Source organism: Plantibacter sp. MMLR14_011, assembly GCF_001865025.1.
Lineage (GTDB): Bacteria > Actinomycetota > Actinomycetes > Actinomycetales > Microbacteriaceae > Plantibacter > Plantibacter flavus_A.
Map to the genome: position 1 here is coordinate 438,345 of NZ_MJGW01000017.1, position 15,595 is coordinate 453,939.

Annotated in this window: 12 protein-coding genes; 4 read left to right on the forward strand and 8 right to left on the reverse strand. The window is 70.1% G+C overall.

The window, feature by feature from the left end; genetic code table 11:
* Window positions 1–9: 9 nt before the first annotated feature.
* Window positions 10–615, reverse strand: coding sequence for a septum formation initiator family protein (locus tag BIU99_RS10490; protein WP_083397292.1), 606 nt, complete (start codon window positions 613–615; stop codon window positions 10–12).
* A 7-nt stretch (window positions 616–622) separates the two neighbouring features.
* Between BIU99_RS10490 and BIU99_RS19955 the strand changes: the two genes are divergently transcribed.
* Window positions 623–871 carry a hypothetical protein gene (locus tag BIU99_RS19955; RefSeq protein WP_217634984.1) on the forward strand — a complete coding sequence of 83 codons (249 nt, stop codon included), beginning with the start codon at window positions 623–625 and terminating at the stop codon, window positions 869–871.
* Here the strand turns inward: BIU99_RS19955 and eno are convergent.
* The 7 genes from eno to mfd form a co-directional block, all read right to left on the reverse strand.
* Complete coding sequence (eno, locus tag BIU99_RS10500) at window positions 861–2,141, reverse strand: phosphopyruvate hydratase (RefSeq protein ID WP_064296470.1); 1,281 nt, start codon at window positions 2,139–2,141, stop codon at window positions 861–863. The genes BIU99_RS19955 and eno overlap by 11 nt on opposite strands.
* Window positions 2,142–2,257: 116 nt before the next feature.
* Complete coding sequence (locus BIU99_RS10505; RefSeq protein ID WP_071261091.1) at window positions 2,258–3,256, reverse strand: endonuclease/exonuclease/phosphatase family protein; 999 nt, start codon at window positions 3,254–3,256, stop codon at window positions 2,258–2,260.
* Between the two features lie 141 nt (window positions 3,257–3,397).
* Entirely contained in the window at window positions 3,398–4,705 is a 1,308-nt protein-coding gene (gene hisS, locus BIU99_RS10510) for a histidine--tRNA ligase (protein WP_083397293.1), read from the reverse strand.
* A 59-nt stretch (window positions 4,706–4,764) separates the two neighbouring features.
* Entirely contained in the window at window positions 4,765–5,433 is a 669-nt protein-coding gene (locus BIU99_RS10515) for a MazG family protein (protein WP_231884408.1), read from the reverse strand.
* Window positions 5,430–6,881, reverse strand: a complete 1,452-nt coding sequence (locus tag BIU99_RS10520) for an aldehyde dehydrogenase family protein (protein WP_082916210.1) — start codon at window positions 6,879–6,881, stop codon at window positions 5,430–5,432. Before BIU99_RS10520 ends, BIU99_RS10515 begins: the two co-directional genes overlap by 4 nt.
* A 77-nt stretch (window positions 6,882–6,958) precedes the next feature.
* Complete coding sequence (locus BIU99_RS10525; protein WP_071261093.1) at window positions 6,959–7,903, reverse strand: alpha/beta fold hydrolase; 945 nt, start codon at window positions 7,901–7,903, stop codon at window positions 6,959–6,961.
* A gap of 86 nt (window positions 7,904–7,989) precedes the next feature.
* On the reverse strand, window positions 7,990–11,601 hold the full coding sequence (gene mfd / locus BIU99_RS10530) for a transcription-repair coupling factor (protein ID WP_064296474.1): 3,612 nt from the start codon (window positions 11,599–11,601) through the stop codon (window positions 7,990–7,992).
* A gap of 124 nt (window positions 11,602–11,725) precedes the next feature.
* Between mfd and folP the strand changes: the two genes are divergently transcribed.
* The 3 genes from folP (at window position 11,726) to BIU99_RS10545 (ending at window position 15,588) form a co-directional block, all read left to right on the forward strand.
* A complete protein-coding gene (gene folP, locus BIU99_RS10535; RefSeq protein ID WP_064296475.1) occupies window positions 11,726–12,658 on the forward strand; it encodes a dihydropteroate synthase in 933 nt (310 codons plus the stop codon).
* A 22-nt stretch (window positions 12,659–12,680) separates the two neighbouring features.
* Window positions 12,681–13,433: a pyrimidine reductase family protein gene (locus tag BIU99_RS10540; RefSeq protein WP_064296476.1), complete on the forward strand. Its 753-nt coding sequence runs from the start codon at window positions 12,681–12,683 to the stop codon at window positions 13,431–13,433.
* Between the two features lie 112 nt (window positions 13,434–13,545).
* Window positions 13,546–15,588, forward strand: a complete 2,043-nt coding sequence (locus tag BIU99_RS10545) for an Ig-like domain-containing protein (RefSeq protein WP_071261095.1) — start codon at window positions 13,546–13,548, stop codon at window positions 15,586–15,588.
* Window positions 15,589–15,595: the final 7 nt, after the last annotated feature.

Below are 15,595 nucleotides of genomic sequence, written 5' to 3' on the forward strand. Positions count from 1 at the left end.
GTCCGGACGTCAGCCGCCGGCGGGAGGCGTCGTCTGCGTGGGAGCAGGGGGCTCGGTCGCGACCGGGGCCGGCGAGTAGCCGGTGGCGACGAGCGAGGACAGCAGCCCGTCGAGCCAGTCGGACTGCGAGTCGACGAGCGTGTCGCTCACGGGTGTCTCGGTGGTGGGCAACGAGGCCGGGTCGACGTCGTTGATGATGATGTAGCTGACCTCGCCGGGTAGAGCGTAGAACAGGCGGTCGCGCGCCTGGGTCATGACGTAGCTCTGGTCGTTCCAGCGCTCGCGTTCGGCCTGCTGCGCGTCCACCTGCTTCTGGGTGTCGGCGACACCGGCCTCCAGCGCGGCGATCTGCTGCCGCTGCTCGAGGAAGGTCTTGAGGTTCGGCGCGAGGACGACGACCCCGAGCACGAGGATCCCGAGGAGCAGGACGCTGAACCCGGACAGTCGCAGACTCCGCAACCAGCCGCCGGCGTCCGACTGGCGTGCCGGGGCGGTCCGTGTCGAGCCGGTCCGCGAGCGCGGTGCCGAGGAACCGGCCGACGCGGATCGCGGTGCCTTCGTCGTCGACCGCGGGGCTGTCGCTGCGGAGCGTGCGGGCTTCGCGGTGGCTCCCACCGGGCGCTTGGACGACGAGGAGGAGCGCTTGGCGGAGGCATCCGCGGAGTTCGACCGGGGCTTCGACGCCGGTCGCTGCTTCGACGAGCCGGAGGACGAGGAGGACGCTGCTCCGCTGCCGGACGGCGTGGGCTTCGACCCGCCGCCGGCCGGCATCGATGGCTTCTTCACAGGCGCCTCCCGCACACGACGAAGGCTCTCAGGGGTGCCGATCGGCACCCCTGAGAGCCTTCAGGTGACGATGCTTAGGCGGTGAACCGGGGGAAGGCGCTGCGGCCGGCGTAGACGGCTGCCTGGCCCAGCTCCTCTTCGATCCTCAGCAACTGATTGTACTTCGCGACCCGCTCGCTGCGCGCAGGCGCACCGGTCTTGATCTGGCCCGCGTTCGTCGCGACCGCGAGGTCGGCGATCGTGGTGTCCTCGGTCTCGCCGGAGCGGTGCGACAGGATCGTCGTGTAGCCGGAGCGCTGAGCGAGGGAGACCGCGTCGAGCGTCTCGGTGAGCGTCCCGATCTGGTTGACCTTGACGAGCAGCGAGTTCGCCGCACCCTTGGCGATGCCGTCGGCGAGACGCTTCGGGTTCGTGACGAACAGGTCGTCGCCGACGATCTGGACCTTGGAGCCGAGCTCGGGGGTGAGGTGGGCGTAGCCCGCCCAGTCGTCCTCGGCCAGCGGGTCCTCGATGGTGATGAGCGGGTAGTTCGCGACGAGGTCGGCGTAGTACGCGGTCATCTCGGTGCTGTCGAGCGCCTTGCCCTCGAACTGGTACGCGCCGTCCTTGTAGAACTCGCTGGAGGCGACGTCGAGGCCGAGTGCGATGTCGGTTCCGACCGTGAAGCCGGCCTTTTCGATGGCCTCGACGATGAAGTCGAGGGCCGCACGGTTGTGCTCGAAGTCGGGGGCGAAGCCACCCTCGTCGCCGAGGCCGGTCGCGAAGCCCTTCGACTTCAGCAGGCCCTTGAGCGTGTGGTACGTCTCGGTGCCCCAGCGGAGCGCCTCACGGAAGCTCGGAGCGCCGATCGGGAGGATCATGAACTCCTGGATGTCGACGCCGGTGTCGGCGTGCGAGCCACCGTTGATGATGTTCATCATCGGGACCGGAAGGACGTGGGCGTTGGCGCCGCCGACGTAGCGGTAGAGCGACAGGTCTGCGGAGTCCGCAGCGGCACGGGCGACCGCCAGGCTCGCACCGAGGATCGCGTTCGCGCCCAGGCGGCTCTTGTTCTCGGTGCCGTCGAGCTCGATCATGGTGTGGTCGACGAGGCGCTGGTCGTCCGCCTCGATGCCCTCGAGTGCCGGGCCGATCTCGTCGAGGACGGCGTCGACCGCCTTCTCGACACCCTTGCCGAGGTAACGCGCGGCATCGCCGTCACGCAGCTCGTACGCTTCGAACGCACCGGTCGATGCGCCGGACGGGACTGCTGCACGACTGACCGTGCCGTCTTCCAGGAGCACCTCGACCTCGACGGTCGGGTTGCCTCGGGAGTCGAGAATTTCGCGAGCGCCTACTGCCTCGATGAGTGCCACTGATGTTCTCCTTGTGGGGATTGGGACGTGGGACGGGTACGACGGCCGCCCGCGCTCAGTCTAGTGACATCGGCTGAACGGGCGCAGAGCCGCGGATCGTCGCGCGAGGCGCGCGGTCAGCGGTCGAGCCGGAAGCTCGACACGATGCCGTGGTGGTCGCTGCCCTCGGCGTCGCCGACGGCGTTGTGGGTCGCGGTCATGCCGCGGACGAAGACGTGGTCGAGTCGCATGAGCGGTGTCCCGGCCGGCCAGGTGAGTCCGAAGCCGCCCTCACTCTGGTTGGGCTCCGTCACCTCGCTCTGGAGTGCGGCGAGCGCCCGGTCGGAGGCGGAGGCGTTGAAGTCGCCCATGACGACGATCCGATCACGGGTGTTCGCCGCGACGGTTTCGGCCAACTCCGCGAGCATCACGTCCCGTTCGGCGTGCGCACCCGGACGCGCGGAGTCGGCGTGGATCACGTAGACGCTCACGGCCCCGGACGGGGTGTCGACGACGGCGTTGATCGCCCGGTACCAGTCGAGGCCGAGCTTCAGCCCGACCGAGTCGGCGATCGGATAGCGGCTCCAGAGACCCACCGTCCCCGTGAGCACGGAGTACGGGTACTGCTCGTCGAGCGTCGCGGCGAGTGGTTCGCGGTCGTGGTCCTCGATCTCCTGGAGCGCGATGAGATCCGCACCGCTCGCCTGGAGGGAACCCGCGATGACCGCGGGGTCGCCCTCCGGCCCGAGGTTCTGGCTGGCGACCGTGAGGGAGGCCTCGGCCGGGACCGCCGAGCGCCCGTCGCCCATGGGGACGACGCCGGGGCCGAACAGGAAGGCCCAGACGAGCGTCGGCGCGAGGAGACCGATGACGGCGCCCGGCGTGCGGGCGACGAGGAGGACCAGGAAGAGCACCGGCAGCAGGACCCACGTCCACGGCAGGGCGTTGTCCCAGACGAGCCCGAGGCCGAGGATGTCGGGGACGAGGGCGTGGGCGGCCGTCAGCAGGGCGAGCGGGACTCCGACGGCCAGCGCGAGCGTCGTCGCCGGGCGCCGCACGAGGCTCGCCCGGCGGCGCGTGGGGCCGGTCGACTCCGGGGCGCGCTGCGGGCGCGCTGCAGGGGCCATGACGCTCATCGGGGAACCAGTTCTTCGATCGGGGGCAGAGCGGTCGGATCGCTCGAGGGAGGCGATCCGGCCGAATGCTCCATCCTGCACCGACGAGCTGGGCAGCCGCTCGGAAGCGCGCCGAGGATCGGGAAGCGGACGCGGGAATCGTCAGTCGAGCGATTTGAACTCGAGCGACTCGAGCGTCGAGTCGGCCGAGACGAACGCGAAGGCGCCGAAGCCGGCTGCCGACACGCGGTCGAGGAGGGCCTTGAGGTTCTTCACGCGGGCTTCGAGGCGCACCCGACGCCCCTGGGCGACGAGCTTGGCCTTCAACGCGACCAGCGTCACCGGCGGCACGTCGCGGTCGTGCACGAGCACGACGGCATCCGCGGCCGCTCCGGCGGGGAGCTCGATGAGGTCGACGATGCGCTCGAAGCCGATCGAGAATCCGACCGCCGGCACGTCCTGGCCGAGGAAACGCCCGATCATGCCGTCGTAGCGACCACCGCCGCCGAGCGAGTACCCGAGGTCGGGGTGCGCGATCTCGAAGATGGCGCCCGTGTAGTACCCCATGCCCCGCACCAGGAAGGGGTCGAACACCAGCGGGTTCGCGAAGGGGTCGGCCGGCTGACCTTGGAGGGAGGTCGCCGCGGCGACGCCCTTCCCGAGCGCGTCGAGCTCCGCGACGACGGCGTCATCGGCACCGAGCGGCAGCGCCTTGCGGATCGCCCGCTCACCGAAGGTGTTGAACTCCATCGTCTGCGGACGGGAGAAGAAGGCCTCGAGTGCGTCGACGGCGGTGGCGTCGACGCCACGGTCGCGCAGTTCGGCGACCACGCCCTGCTGACCGATCTTGTCGAGCTTGTCGATCGTGATGAGCACCTGTGCGTGCTCATCGGCGGGGAAGCCCAGCGATTCGAGCATCCCGATGAGGAGTCGGCGGTCGTTGATCCGCACGCTGCAGCCGGTGATGCCGAGCTCGGCGAGGGCCCCGAGGGTCGCGATGATGAGCTCGGTCTCCGCGAGGTTCGACGACTCTCCGATGATGTCGATGTCGCACTGCACGAACTGGCGGTACCGGCCCTGCTGCGGCCGTTCGCCGCGCCAGACCGGCGCGATCTGGATCGAGCGGAACACCGGCGGGAGCTCGGCCCGGTGCGTCGCGTAGAACCGGGCGAGCGGCACGGTGAGGTCGAAGCGCAGGCCGAGGTCGGTGAGTTCGGTCTGGTTGTCCGCTGCGGCCACGATGGCCTCCGGGGTGAGCTTCCGCCGGAGGATGTTGAACGCCATCTTCTCGTTGTCGCCGCCGAGCCCCGAGTGCAGCCGCTCGTACTCCTCCACCACGGGCGTCTCGATCTCGTCGAAGCCATGCGCGGTGAAGACGCGACGGATGGTGCCCAGCGCGTGCTCCCGGCGGGCCTTGTCGGCGGGGAGGAAATCGCGCATGCCGCGCGGCGGGTTCACTGGAGCTGCCATGCCTCAATTCTGGCATGACGGGGAACGGGCACCGTGAGCAGGCGCCCGGCGACCCTCGCTCAGTCGTCGGTCGGTGACGCCACCGGACGCTCGGCGTCCCGCACCCGCGCGCTCAACCGACGGACGGCACCCCGGAGCGCCCGTTCCGCGTCGAGCCCGTTCGCCCGTGCTGCAGCGACCACGGCGAGGAGCTGCTCCCCCAGGGCGTCCTCGTCGTCGACGACATCGGCGACGGCCATCGGTCCGACTCCGAGCGGCACGGCCCTGCCGAGCACCTTGTCGGCGAGGGCGAGCGACGGCATCCCCTGCGGGATCCCCTCGAGCGCGCTGCTGCGCTTCGCCTTCTCCTCGGCCTTCGCGGCGTTCCAGACGCGCACCACGTCCTCCGGGGTCGGCGCTGCTTCGTCGCCGAACACGTGCGGATGACGGTGGACCATCTTGCGGGTGACGGCCTCGGCGACGTCGTCGAAGTCGAACGGTGCATCGGCGTCACGGGATGCGATCTCCGCATGGAAGACGACCTGCCACAGCACGTCGCCGAGTTCCTCGACGAGTTCGTCGCGCGTCCCGGCCTCGACCGCTTCGACGAGCTCGTAGCTCTCCTCGATGAGGTACGGCACGAGCATGTCGTGATCGATGCCCTGCGTCCACACACAGCGGTCGCGGATCTGCCGCATGGCGTCGACGAGGCGCTCAGCGGAGGTGTCGCCGACGGGCTCGCTGCTCACCGACGGGCTCCCCACGGGCGGCGGCCGTCGGTGCTGCCGGTCTTCGAGATCAGTCGCGCGATCCGGTCGCGCGCTTCGGTGAAAGGCGGGTAGACGAGCGACAGCGTGTCCGGGGACAGCGGCTTGGAGAACACCGCCTTCGCGTGACTGAACGTGTCGAAGGAATGGCGACCGTGATACGCGCCCATCCCGCTGGCCCCGACACCGCCGAACGGCAGACCCGGCACGAGGAGGTGGGCGGCCGGCACGCCGAACGCCAACGCGCCAGAGGAGGTGTCGCGCGTGAACCGCTTCCGCGTGGCGCGGTCATCGCTGAAGACGTAGAGCGCGAGCGGTTTCTCCCCCGCCCGGATGTGCGCGATGGCCTGTTCGAGCCCGGACACGTGGAGGATCGGCAGGATCGGACCGAAGATCTCCTCCTGCATGATCGACGCCGAAGTGTCGACGCCGTTCACGACCGTCGGGGCGATGTACCGCTCCGAGGCGTCGACCTCGCCGCCGAGGGCCGGTTCGAGACCGTCGAGCAGACCGCTGACCCGGTCGAAGTGCCTGTCGGAGATGATGCGGCCGTAGTCGGCACTGTCGGCGGGGTCCGGGCCGTAGAGGGCTGCGATCGCGTCGCGCAGGTACGGGACGAGCCGATCGGCGACCGACCGCGTCGCGAGCAGGTAGTCGGGGGCGACGCAGGTCTGGCCGGCGTTCATGAGCTTGCCCCAGACGATCCGGCGGGCCGCATCCGCGAGGTCAACAGTGTCGTCGACGTACACCGGCGACTTCCCGCCGAGTTCCAGGGTGATCGGGGTCAGATGCTCCGCCGCGGCCCGGGCGACGACCTTGCCCACGGTGGCGCCACCCGTGTAGAAGATGTGGTCGAACCGCTCGGCGAGGAGGGCGGTGGCGACCTCCGCATCGCCCTCGACGACCGCGACGGCACGGTCGTCGAGGTACTCCGGGAGGAGGCGCGCGAGTGCGGCGCTCGTGGCGGGGGCGAGCTCGCTGGGCTTCAGCAGGACGGCGTCACCCGCGGCGAGCGCCCCGATGACGGGACCGATGCAGAGCTGGACCGGATAGTTCCACGGGCCGATGACGAGGACGACGCCGACCGGTTCCGCCACGACCGATGCCGACGCCGGGGCGAGGGTGAGTGGCACCGCGACGCGTCGGGGCCGCACCCAACGCTTCAGGTGCTTCAGCGTGTGGTCGATCTCGCCGACGAGGAGGCCGATCTCGGTGATCTGCGCCTCGGTACCGCTCTTGCCCAGGTCGGTCGCCAGCGCCCGCTCGAGCTCGCCGCCCCGTTCGAGGAGCAGTTGCTTCAGCGCACGGAGCTGCCGGAGCCGCCAAGCGACGGGCTTCGTGGTGCCGCGGTCGAAGGTCTGTCGGAGCCGGGCCACGGCGTCGGCCACGACCACCTTCGGCTCCTGCTTCGTCCGGATGCTGGTCGCCATGGGTTCCTCCGACTCGACGGGATCGTGGGCACCAGCATACGTCCGTCCGCAGACCGACTGCCTGGCCCGTCGACCGGCTACCCGACGCCCGGAGTCGCGAGGAAGCGGTCGACGTCCGCGGCGATCTCGCGGGACGTCGTGTGGTGCAGGTAGTGGTCGGCGTCGAGCGGCACGACCTCTCCTCGGTCGACGCTCGCGGCCTGCTCCTCATGAAGCGGCAGCCACCCCTCCACCGTCAGGTTGTCCCGCTGGGCGAAGAGCAGCACCGGGAGGTCTGCCGGGAAGGTCTTCCCCTTCGCCGCTCGGAAGTTCGCCGCGATGCGCGACATCTCGTCCGAGGACGTCGCACTCGAGGTGTTGCGCAGCGAGATCATCCCGAGCTGCTCACGCGTGTGCTGGTCGTACGGCGGATCCGGGTACGGGTCGCCCGACAGCGCCGTGACGACCCGGGTGATGCCGAGTGCCTTGGCCGCACGCAGGGCGTCGACCGGCAGCGCGGCGTCCATACCCGGTTGGTCGGGCACGCTGCTGTCGACACCGACGAACGCCGTCACCTCGTCGCGGAACCGCTCGACGTAGTCCAGCGCGTAGATCCCCGCGATGGAGTGCCCCATCAACACGTACCGGTCGATGCCCAGCCCGGCGACCGCCTCGTGGATCTCCGAGACGATGTTCTCGGTCGTTCGCGGCACGTCGGTCTGGTCGCTCAGCCCGTAACCGAAGGGCTCGACCACGATCACCCGGTACGACGACGAGAGCTCCCCGACGAGCGGCGAGAAGTCGAGCACGGGCGAACCGGTGCCGAAGCCGGGCAGGAGGACGATCGTCTGGTCACCGTCTCCCGTCACCGACACGTTCATGCGTTTACCGTCGACCTCGACCCGCTGCCCGTACTCCTCGATACGCGTGGCTTCAGCAGCCGATGCGGCGGTGTTGACGATGGTGGTCGTGAGGAGCCCGGCGAGCACGAGCGCGACGAGCGCCACGACCCCGGTGAGGACGATGCGGAGGAACTTCTTCATCCCTCCACGCTAGGGATGGACGACGGCTGTCGGATCGGCCGCGGGTACCGACGCTGTCGTCCCGCGGGCCCATCTCCTGCTGCCCGCTAGGACGACGTCGAGCCCTCCGGCAGCGGGTAGATCGCGTTCAGGAACTGCTGCACCCAGGCGATGAGGTCGGTGTCGGCCAGCGGTTCGTCGCCGACGCGCGGCAACGGCACGATGACGGTGTTCGTCTGGGCCAGGTACTTCGCGCCGGGATACATGCGTCGCAACCGCGTCTGAATCGAGTCGGGGAGGTCGGCAGGGGTGACCCGCAGGTTCGGTCCGACGGCGATGAGGTCGCTGAGTCCCGAGCGCTGCGCACGCTGGCGGAGCCTCGACACGGCGATGAGCGTGCTCACCTGTGCCGGCGGCTCACCGTAGCGATCGGTGAGTTCGTCGATCACGAGGTCGATCTGACCGTCCTTCGCCGCCGGCCCGGACGCGGCCGACAGCTTCTGGTAGGCCTCCAGCCGCAGCCGCTCACTGTCGACGTACTCCTCGGGGATGTGTGCGTCGACGGGTAGCTCGAGCCGGAGCTCGGTCTGCCCCTCGGCGACGTCGCCGCGGAAGGTGGACACGGCCTCGCCGATCATGCGGAGATAGAGGTCGAAGCCCACTCCCGCGATGTGGCCGGCCTGCTCACCGCCGAGCATGTTGCCCGCGCCACGGATCTCGAGGTCCTTCAGGGCGACCTGCATACCGCTGCCGAGCTCGTTGTTGGCCGCGATGGTCGAGAGCCGGTCGTGGGCGGTCTCGGAGAGCGGCTTGTGCTCGTCGTAGAGGAAGTAGGCGTAGGCGCGCTCACGACCTCGACCGACACGACCCCGCAGCTGGTGCAGCTGGCTCAGGCCGTACTTGTCGGCGCGGTCGATGATGATCGTGTTGGCGTTCGAGATGTCGAGGCCGGTCTCGATGATCGTCGTGCAGACGAGGACGTCGAAGCGGCGCTCCCAGAAGTCGACCACGACCTGTTCGAGCGCGGCCTCGCCGAGCTGCCCGTGGGCGATGGCGATGCGTGCCTCGGGGACGAGCTCCGCGAGGTCCGCCGCGACCCGACTGATGGACGAGACCCGGTTGTGCACGAAGAAGATCTGGCCTTCGCGCAGGAGCTCGCGCCGGATCGCCGCACCGACCTGCTTGCCGTTGTACGGACCGACGAAGGACAGGATCGGGTGGCGGTCCTCCGGTGGCGTGGCGAGCGTGGACATCTCCCGGATGCCGGTGACCGCCATCTCGAGCGTGCGCGGGATCGGGGTCGCGCTCATGGCCAGGATGTCGACGTTCGTCTTCAACTTCTTGAGGGCGTCCTTGTGCTCGACACCGAACCGCTGCTCCTCGTCGATGATCACGAGACCGAGGTCCTTGAACTGCACCTTGTCCGTGAGGAGCCGGTGGGTCCCGATGATGACGTCGACCGTGCCGTCGGCGAGTCCGGCGAGCGCCTCCCGAGCCTCCTTGTCGGACTGGAACCGGCTGAGCGGCCGCAGGTGTACCGGGAACCCGGCGAACCGCTCCTGGAAGGTCTCGAAGTGCTGCTTGACGAGCAGCGTGGTCGGCACGAGCATCGCGACCTGCTTGCCGTCCTGGACGGCCTTGAACGCGGCACGGACGGCGACCTCGGTCTTCCCGAACCCCACGTCGCCGGAGAGGAGGCGGTCCATCGGGATCTCGCGCTCCATGTCGGCCTTGACCTCGTCGATGGTCTGCAGCTGGTCGGGGGTCTCCGCGAACGGGAACGCCTCCTCGAGCTCGCGCTGCCACGGGGTGTCGGGGCCGAAGGCGTGCCCTTTCGACGCCATGCGCGCCGAGTAGAGCTTGACCAGCTCGACGGCGATGTCGCGGACGGCCTTGCGCGCCTTGCTCTTCGCCTGCGACCAGTCGCTGCCGCCCATCTTGCTGAGCTGCGGAGCCTCGCCGCCCACGTAGCGGGTGAGCAGGTCGAGCTGGTCCGTGGGGACGAGCAGCTTGTCGCCCGGGTACCCGCGCTTGGAGGGTGCGTACTCGAGGACGAGGTACTCGCGGGTGCTCTTCACCGGGTTGCGTCCGCCGCTCGAGACCTCGCGCTGGGTCATCTCGACGAACTTGCCGATGCCGTGGGTCTGGTGCACGACGAAGTCGCCGGACCGGAGCTGCATCGGGTCGACGACGTTCTTGCGTCGGGTGGCGAGCTTCTTGACCAGGCGCGAGTCGTACCCGGCGGTGCGTCCGTAGAACTCGGTCTCGCCGAGCAGCATGAGCTTCGACGTCTCGAGCTCGAAGCCGCCCTCGACGTCGGCCTGCAACAGGTAGGCGACGCCGGACTCAGGGTCGGCCGGTAGCTCGTCGACCATGCGAGCGGCGATCTCGTGCTCGGCGAGGACGTCCGCCGCGCGCTCGACGAGACCGACCCCGCGGGCGGCGACGACGACCGTCCACCCTTCGCGGATGCGGTCGGCGACGTGTTCGATGGCGCCCTCGACGTTGCCGTGGAAGCTCGGCACGGTGTCGCCGTCGACCGTGACGGTGAGGAGCTCGTCGAGTTCGAGGTGCTCCGGGAGCGTCTCGACGTCGGGGCCGGCGCGGAAGCCGCTGAACGTCCACCACGGGTGGTCGGGTGCCGGCTGGCCGGGAGCGCTGAAGGTGACGGACTCCTTCAGGGCGCCCAGCGAGATGAAGTCGCCGGAGGCGAGGTCGATCGGCGCGTTCGCACCGACGGTCGCGGCGCTCCATGCGGCGGCGAGGAACTCGCGGTTCGTCTCGGCGAGGCTGATCGACCGCGTGACGACGCGCTCCGGCGAGACGACGGCGACGGCCGCTCCATCCGGCAGGTAGTGGGTGATCGGGACGAGGCGGTCGACGAGGGCCGGGGAGAGCGACTCCATGCCCTCCACCGCGATGCCCTCCGCGATCTTCTCGAGGATGCCGGTGAGGCTCGGGAACTCGTGCTGCATCTCCGCGGCGCGCTGCCGGACGGCCGGGCTGAGGAGCAGTTCCCGAGACGGCGGCAGGCGGATCGCGTCGACCGGCTCGGGCAGCGATCGCTGGTCGGCGACCGAGAACGCCCGGATGCCGTCGACCTCGTCGCCGAAGAACTCGACCCGGTACGGGTGGTCGGCGACCGGAGGGAAGACGTCGAGGATGCCACCGCGCAACGCGAACTCACCACGCCGCGAGACCATGTCGACCCGGGTGTACGCGAGTTCGACGAGGCGCAGCGCGATCGCGGCGAGGTCGTGCCCGCGACCGCCCTGGACGAGCTCGATCGGAGCGGTCTCGGTGAGGTTGTCGGCCACGGGCTGCAGCGCGGCGCGAACGGAGGCGACGAGGAGGAACGGCCGCTCCCCTGTCCAGGCGCCGAGCCGCCGCAGCGCCTCCAGGCGTCGGCCGACGATCTCGGCGCTCGGGCTGAGGCGTTCGTGCGGCAGGGTCTCCCAGGCCGGGAACTCGACGATCTCGGCCTCGGGCATGAGGTCGCTGAGCGCGGAGCGGAGCCGCTCGGAGTCACGGCCGGTCGCGGTGACGACGAGGGCCGCCTGGGCGGCACCCTGCCGACCGCGCTCGTCCATGAGCGCCGCGAGGAGCGGTGCACGCAGCCCGTCGATCACGGAGAAGTCCGCGCTCTTGCCCGCGTACGCGAGGGCATCGTCGATCGTTGCGGCGCGCCGAAGCGCGTGAGTCAAACCCTGAAGCGTCACCGGGACAGCCTACGCCGAGCCACCGACACCCATGACCCGATCGCCCGCCGGTCACCGCTGTCAATCGGCTGCGGACGACGCGTCACGCGGCGTCCTCGCGCGCCGGACGCGTCATGATTGACCCATGACGAGCACGGAGCCCCGGTCAGACCGACACCCCGAACGGACCGGCGGCTTCCCGCTCCCCCCGATCCGCCAACCGATCCGCCGGATCGGAGCGCGGACGTTCGACTTCTCGAAGCAGGTCGCGGTCATGGCGATCATCAACCGCACCCCGGACTCCTTCTTCGACCAGGGCGCGACGTTCTCACTCGACCGCGCCGTCGACGCCGCCGTGACCGCCGCAGAACAGGGCGCCGACTGGGTCGACATCGGCGGAGCCAAGTTCGCCCCCGGGCCGGAGATCCCCACCGCCGAGGAGATCGACCGCGTGCTCCCCGTCGTCGAGGCGCTCGCCGCACGGAGCGACGTCGTCATCTCCGTCGACACCTTCCGCCCCGAGGTGGCGGCGGCCTGCATCGCGGCGGGCGCCTCCGTCATCAACGACACCACGGGGATCCACGATCCGGCGCTCGCGGACGTCGTCGCAGCGAGCGAGGCCACCCTCGTCATCACGCACAGTCTGGCCAGGCCCAGGCAGCCGCATCCCCGTCCCCACTACGACGACGTCGCCGGTGAGGTCGCCGCCTTCCTCGCAGCCCGCGTCGACCTCGCGCTCTCGCACGGCATCCCCGAGTCACGGCTCATCGTGGACCCCGGGCACGACCTCAACAAGAACACCGTGCAGACGCTCGAGCTCACGCGACGGTTCGACGAGATCGCCGCGCTCGGGCTGCCGACGCTCGCCGCCGTCTCGAACAAGGACTTCATCGGCGAGTCCCTCGATCGGCCGAAGTCGGAACGTCTCGAGGGTTCCCTGGTGTCCGCTGCCGCGTGCATCCTCCTCGGCGCCCGCATCGTGCGGATGCACGCCGTGCCCGAGTCGATCGCGGCCGTGCGGATGACCGAGGCGATCCTCGGCTTCCGCGCACCGGTGGCGCCCGTCCACAACGTCTGATCCGGAACCCTCGAGGAGTCACATGAGCACCCCCAGCATCACGAGCCTGGTCCCCGCGCAGGACCGACCGCTGTCGGTCGACGAGCTCGTGGCGGCCTACACCGTCGAGGACCGCTCCGTCACGACCGTCCGCGTGAACTTCGTGACGAGCCTGGACGGTGGGGCGACCGTCGACGGCGTCTCCGGCGGGCTCGGCGGCCCGGCCGACAAGACCGTGTTCGACATCCTGCGTCGACTCACCGATGTCGTGCTCGTCGGTGCCGGGACCGTGCGCGACGAGGGCTACGGTGCCATGCGGCTCGATGTCGACGCCGCGATGTGGCGCGACGACCACGGCCTCCCCCTGCACCCGGTGTTCGCGATCGTGTCGGGCTCGCTCGACCTCGACCTGCGCTCGGAGGTCTTCACCCAGGCACCGGTCCGGCCGCTCGTCGTGACGACCGACCGCGCCGACCCCGCGAAGCGCGCAGCACTGGAGGCGGTCGCCGACGTGGTCGCGTGCGGCGAGGAACACGTCGAACCGGCGCGAGTCGTCCAGGCACTCTCCGACCGTGGTCTGCGACAGATCCTGTGCGAGGGTGGGCCGGCACTCTTCGGCTCGTTCATCGCCGCCGACGCCGTCGACGAACTCTGCCTGACGATCAGTCCGGCGCTCGTCGGCGGCGAGAGCGTCCGCGTCTCCGCAGGTCCCGCGTCCCCGGCGCCGCGAGCGATGCGGTTGCAGCATCTCCTGCGCGCCGAGGAGCTGCTGATCTCGCGGTACGTGCGCGCCTGAGCCGTCGGCTTCCGCTTCATCGGACGGCCACCCCTCGATCGTCTGATATCTCAGCACACCAGTACTGCTACGCTGGCGGCCTCCCCCATCCGATGATCTCTTGGGATGCTGCATGCGCGTTTCGACCAGCCCACTCCGTCCGATCCTGGCCACGACACTCGTGCTGACGGTCGGCTGGACCCTCTCGATGATCCAACCGGTACCCGCCGGAGCATCGGCCTCCGAGCCGCCGACCGATGCACCGGGCACTCCGCGCGGTGAGGTCTTCCACGAGGACTTCGAACGCGCACCCGACGCCGGGGCGCCCCTGTCGGTCCGCGACTATCTGGGCCGTTCGGACCTGCGGTTCGACGCCGACGACTTCTGGACGGACCGAGCGGCGTGCAACGGCTTCATCCTGTCCGCCTCCATGACGGGCGCCGAACCCGGTGACTGCCTGGACGCCGCGAGCGCCATGTCGAACGTCCGTGCCCTCGCCGGAGTGCTGGGCATCCTCAACGGCACCGATCCGAGGTCCAATTCCGCCGTTGCGGCCTACACCCAGACTAACGGTCCAGACGGCGCGGTCGAACTGGAGACGACCACGCCGATCCCCCTCGCGACCGGTTCCGACCGCTTCCTGACCGCCTCCGTGAACGTCGCGTCCCTGAACTGCTTCGCAGCGGTACCGACCGCGCTGCAGCTCGCGCTGCGGACCCCCGACGGCCTCGAACACCCGGTGTCCGAGCAGGCGATCGACCCGTGCACGGACGACCGAGCCGATTCGTTCAGCCACGGCGGCGTCTCCGCTCGTGCCGGGCACTTCACCGCCGATGCCTCGATGTTGGTGGACGCGACATCGATCGGCGTCGTGATGCGCAACGAACACGGCGGCGGCTCGGGCAACGACCACGCCTTCGACGATCTGCGCATCATCGACGTGACGCCGACCCTCGACGTCGCAGTGTCGCAGGAAACCGCCGTCGTCGGTGAGACGGTCCGTCTCCGCTTCGTCGTGCGCAACACCCCGGAACTCGCCGCGAAGGCCGGCTGGTCCGTGCAGACGGTCCTGCCCGGCGGACTCGCGGTCGCAGCCGATCCGCGAGTGATCACGAGCTGCACAGCAGAGGTGACCGCTCCTGGGGCCGGGGCCGACATCGCGTTCACGGGCGACCTCACGGCGGGCGAGGAGTCGTGCACGATCGAGGTCGACGTCACACCGGTCGCTCGCGGCTTGCTGACCGTCGCCGTGGCGGGTGATGCCGTCCGCGGGCTCGACCTCGGCTCGCAGCCGGCCCTGACCGCCATCGACCGGGTCGTGATCGAGAGCCCGGCATCCGGCGCCCTCGTGGAGTCCTCACGACCGACCTCCGCCGGAACGGGCGAACCGGGCGCCGACGTCACCGTGCGCGACGGCGAGGGCCACACCCTGTGTGAGACCACCGTGGACCCGGCCGGCCGCTGGAGTTGCGCAAGCACCGATGTCGTCGAGTCCGGCGAGGCGGTCGTCCGCGTGGAGCAGACCGCCGCGGGGCTCAGCAGCACGGACGAGACCACCTATCGCGTGCTCGTCCCCGCGCTGGCCGTGGAGGGCACCGTCCACCTCGAGATCCAGGGTGCCGACGGATCGTGGGTTCCGGTCGAGGGCGAGACCGTCACGACCGACCCTGGTGACCGCTTGCGTGTCATCGCGACGGTCACCAACACCGGCGAGAACGCGCTGGGCGACATCACCCTCGCGGAGACGCCGGACACCCGCCTCACCTGCAGCAGCGAGTTCATCGAGCCTGGTGCCTCGACGGTCTGCACCAGCACCGAGCCGCTCGTCCTGACACCGACCGCACTCGACCACGGCTCGTTCTCCCACACGTTCGAGGCGGTCCTGACCGGGTATTCGCGCGCGTCGGACCTCGCCCCCACCGGGTCGGTGACGTCCGCCGTCGCCGGTCGCCTACCGCTCCCGGACGCACCCCGTGTCTCGACGGGGGCGCTCCACACCTCGCTCGGCATCGTGTGGGGGCTCGCTCCACTCGAACCGGAGGCTCCGTTGGCCCGGACGGGAGCCGAGGTCCCCAGCTCAGCCGCACTGCTCATCAGCGGGCTGCTCCTGGTGGGCGCGACGCTCGTCGGCGCCAGCACGCGTCAGGCCCGACGCGACCGCTCACCGCTCAGCTGAGCGGGCG